Consider the following 4,098-nt stretch of genomic DNA (forward strand, 5'->3'; position numbering starts at 1 on the left):
GATAACCTGACCAAATTCAGTTTGGCATGCAATGTATCCAGTTGTCTTGTAAGGAAAGCCAGGCACGTTGACTGTGAGTCTGTAAGGGACGAGGGGAATGAGCGTGGCGACCGACACCGCCAAGACCACAAAGATGGCGGCTATGTAGCGGGCCTGAGGGAAGCCCATGATGGAATGTAGGTCTTTGGGCTATTACGGCTTCCTCTGCTCGTACGACTAGGCTTCGCAGCAAACGATAACAAACCCTCAGGCCCTCCTTGAATGATGGAATTTCAAAAAGCCGTGCACAGACGTCGCATGGTCAGACACTTCACCAGCGACCCAGTCCCTACGGAGACGGTCAACAAAATCCTCGAGCTGGCCCAGCACGCTCCGAGTGCGGGGTTCAGTCAAGGAAGCGCCTACGTTGTAGTTACTGATACGGAGCTCAAGAAGAAGGTCGCTAAACTGCAGGGGGAAGAGGATTATGGTGCGGCTGGTTTTCACAAGTGGATATCCGAGGCCCCGGTCGCCGTAATCGCTTGTGTGAGCGAGAGGTTGTACCACGACAGATACAATGAGCCCGACAAGCTGAACGAAAAAGGTAAGGAGATTGACTGGCCGACTCCCTACTGGTTCTTCGACGTAGGGGCGGGCTCCATGCTTGTTCTTCTTGGCGCGGTTGACGCCGGGCTCGCAGCCGCGTTTACTGGCGTATTCGACGTCCAGGGAATCAAGGATCTTCTGGGAATCCCTCCCCACTTCCATCCTGTAGGCGTCATCTCGATAGGACGTGGGGCCGAGGATGTGAAATCTCCATCACTAAAGCGTGGAAGACGCAAGTGGGATGATGTTATCCATTACGACAAATGGTAAAGAGTGATCATCGATTCGTTCGTTATCCGTGGCTAAAGCTGGGCGTTCTCGGAAGTAGCATTATCAATCTCCAGACAGATCGCTTCGGAAGTGACTCATGCGAGCAGAAGACGGACGGCCTATGTCGTCTTGGTGCTGGCGGTCTTTTCCGCGTTTGCGTTCTTCGTCCCTATTTCTCATCCTACCTTCGACATTTGTCCGCACTCATCCTTGGTCTCGAATCCTTACGTTTCATTGTCCTACCTCCTTTTCAGGTATGGGGCTGTCTATTTCGTTGGCACTAGTTACAATATCTGGCTCAATCCCAATTGCTGAGTTTGCCAGTCCTAGGGGCCTGCATTACAGGGGTTGGGACAGATGTATCCGATTAGGCTGAAGATGAAAATGATGAAAAAGAACACGAGAAGAAACACCGCGATGACAACGAGAGGTCGGAAAAGCGCATGCCCGTTTAGTCTGTACCACCAAGGAAGAGCATGCTTGTACCACCAGCGAAGAACACCCTCGTTTATTCGGAACCAATCGCGTTTCCACCGTGATTCGCGTTCTGAATCCGGTTCGGCCACTTGATTTCGCCCTATTCCCTGGTCTCTTTGTCGCCCGGATGAATTATTTCTTCAGGCTCTCTGGATTTCGGGCATTTTCTTCTTGAGTCACGAATCGATTTACATGAGAGGAGACTTCCACACGAGTGGGACGCCGTAAGAAATCGCATAGGTACCAAGCATGACCTTGAAGTCTGAGTCTAGTTGTCAGATATCGATAGAGAACGGAATTGCCATGGTTCGCAGACTTGTCTCGCTAGGACTCAGGTGACCAACAGAACTAGCGCTTTCGCCATTAGAATTCGCATGGATTAGGAGGAGCCCAATTGGGCAGTTGCTTAACCTTATTTGCTCGCCGTTCGGTACTGCAGGTATCATGACCTTGGATGAGAAAGTCCGATTCGGGATGGTCGCCTTGAGCGGAGCGAGCTTAGTGTTCGCATCGCTAGGGGTGCACATCAACCCGCTGACAATTATCGGCGGGGCTGGCGGAACCTAAAGGCAAGCTAGGTCGGTATTTTTCCGACCTTAGCTTGTCATCCCCTTTATCTCTAGGACGAGTCTGTCGAACTTGCTTAACAATTCCATTTGGTCAAACTTCCATTTCTTGGCTTCTTGATCGTATAGCCCCGGCGCAATCGAAAACCGCAGCGCGTTCGCTTGGTCCATGAAGTGCCAGGAGGCCTTATGCCTGATGGACGAAACGGTTTCCTTGATGAATCCGAGAGCCTCCGTCATCGTTTCCATCGGGAAAGCGATTTGGGCGAAGTAGTTTTGCCCTCCAGCTTCGAGCCAGACGAACGGCAGTCGGCTAACATTCGCCATCAGTTCCATTCTTTCGGTTTCAGTCACACCGTTGACAAGGAGCTCAACCCACATGTATCTGTGCCTCCTGTGAAGTGCCTTCCCTACGTTGGGGTCGTAACGTGTTCCTGCCCAGTTAATTGAATATCCCTTCAGCATGTTGTTCCCCAATATGTGCACGCGGTGATGCCAATTCAAAGTCTTGTAGTTCACCTGAAGTTTCTCTGACATTTCTAACAGAGAAGCGCCCGGATCTATCTGGAGTTGTTCTATGATTCTGAGGTCGGTGAGGTCGAACTTGCTTTTTGCGGAAGGGGTATAGCTGGAAGAACCAGGGTCGACCTTCGGTTTTGACATCCAATCATATTGCCAGGAGTCGTTTTCGAAGTCGTACATTTCAGATCTCATTGGGACCACCCTGACCCATTCGAAGGGAGCTACCTGAATCGAATTGAATAGGCCCCGCTTTTTCAGTCCGTGCATGAATCCGATCCAGTCGTTTGTGTTTTCCTTCGGCACGTTAGCCTGAATCGAATACAAATCATCTGGGAGAGCCTTCATGAAGCTGCTCAAATAACTCAATTCGCTCATTGCCATTAGTATTGAATCTGCGTAGGGCCTGAACTGATCTGAGAATTCTGCCAATACGACGATTCTTCTGAGGCCCAACTTTTCGTGATTGGGGATTGCTTGAGAGGTGTAGCCCTTCTTCAACAATCGTTCCTTGTACCAGTACCTCGCAGTCTCCTTGTGGACCCCGAGTTCTCTTGCTATCTGGGTGATTTGTGGACCCTCTTTTGTAATCAGTTTGACAAGTGCGGCAATTTTGGAATTGGTGTCCTGCGAGCTTGGCGGAGGCGGGGCTGGACGTTCGGTTCTGGCGTTCGGCTCTAGAACCATCTGCTCCCCCGCGCCGATACAGATTGACCGTCTATTATTCCAGATGGGAAATTACTACTCAATGGATTAGCATTCGGTAATACCACCAATTCCCGCTTTGCACTTTTAAATATTCCACAGGCTCGCAAGTATGAATTCCATGGAACATTATGGGGCCCCCGCATGAAGCCCGACCTGAAGTCAAAGCAGGCCAGACTGGCCACACTGCTGCAGGAACGCGGCCCGAGGATCACCGAGATTGCAAGGAAGCTCGGGGAGAGCCCGGAGACGGTCAGGTACTGGTTCAAGCACAACATACTCGGCCGAAACGGAGTCGTGTACCAGGCAGTTCCGAATTACGAGGGGCTCGGATTCAAGAGGATACACGCCGTCATAGACTTCGACGACGAGTACCTTCCTCACGCGAAAGGGATCCTCGTCTCGATGAACAACCTTTGCTACCTGACCAATTATTTCCGGACCTTTCCAAGCGGATACTATGTCATCCAGCTGACTGTGCCGTCAGGGTTCGAGCGGCGGTATGCCCGGCTTCTCTCAGATTTGCAGGAGGTTGGCATCTTCCGCCTCCTGGAGGTTGACCACCTAGACTGGATGCGGGTGTCGCCGATGAAGGCGAAGTATTTCGATTTCAGCGCTGGCCGGTGGGACTTCGATTGGTCGGCGATTGTCAACGAGAAGAAAAAAGTAGGCTCCCGTCTTGATCCAAGTGGGCCGGTTGAGTATGACTACGAAGACCTTCGCATACTCGACAGGCTGCAGGTGGACGCCACCAAATCGCTGGGCAAAATCTCTCGGGAGCTGAAGATACCCTACCAGCAGGTCTACAATCACTACGGCCATATCACCGAAAGGAGACAGGTCTCTCTCTACAGGATAATGTGGCCGGGCACCGGGCCAAAGAGCCAGGAAGAGCTGAAGGCCTGGCAGCAGCACCACGCCACGATGGGGCTCGAGTTCGTTATCAGGAGCCCAAAGGAGTCGGAAATCCGTGAAG

4 protein-coding genes are annotated in these 4,098 nt (G+C 51.8%); 2 read left to right on the forward strand and 2 right to left on the reverse strand.

The window, feature by feature from the left end; translation table 11 throughout:
- Positions 1-261 precede the first annotated feature (261 nt).
- Positions 262-855, forward strand: coding sequence for a nitroreductase family protein (locus VGS11_13675; protein HEV2121137.1), 594 nt, complete (start codon positions 262-264; stop codon positions 853-855).
- 326 nt (positions 856-1,181) lie between these two features.
- Here VGS11_13675 and VGS11_13680 read toward each other — a convergent pair whose 3' ends face one another.
- On the reverse strand, positions 1,182-1,421 hold the full coding sequence (locus tag VGS11_13680) for a hypothetical protein (GenBank protein HEV2121138.1): 240 nt from the start codon (positions 1,419-1,421) through the stop codon (positions 1,182-1,184).
- A gap of 507 nt (positions 1,422-1,928) precedes the next feature.
- Positions 1,929-3,104, reverse strand: a complete 1,176-nt coding sequence (locus VGS11_13685) for a winged helix-turn-helix domain-containing protein (protein ID HEV2121139.1) — start codon at positions 3,102-3,104, stop codon at positions 1,929-1,931.
- Between the two features lie 162 nt (positions 3,105-3,266).
- On the opposite strand from VGS11_13685, the gene VGS11_13690 reads away from it, so the two are divergent.
- A partial coding sequence (locus VGS11_13690; GenBank protein ID HEV2121140.1) for a hypothetical protein occupies positions 3,267-4,098 on the forward strand: 832 nt, incomplete at its 3' end.

This window comes from Candidatus Bathyarchaeia archaeon (assembly GCA_035935655.1).
In the GTDB taxonomy this organism is placed as follows: Archaea; Thermoproteota; Bathyarchaeia; order 40CM-2-53-6; family 40CM-2-53-6; genus 40CM-2-53-6.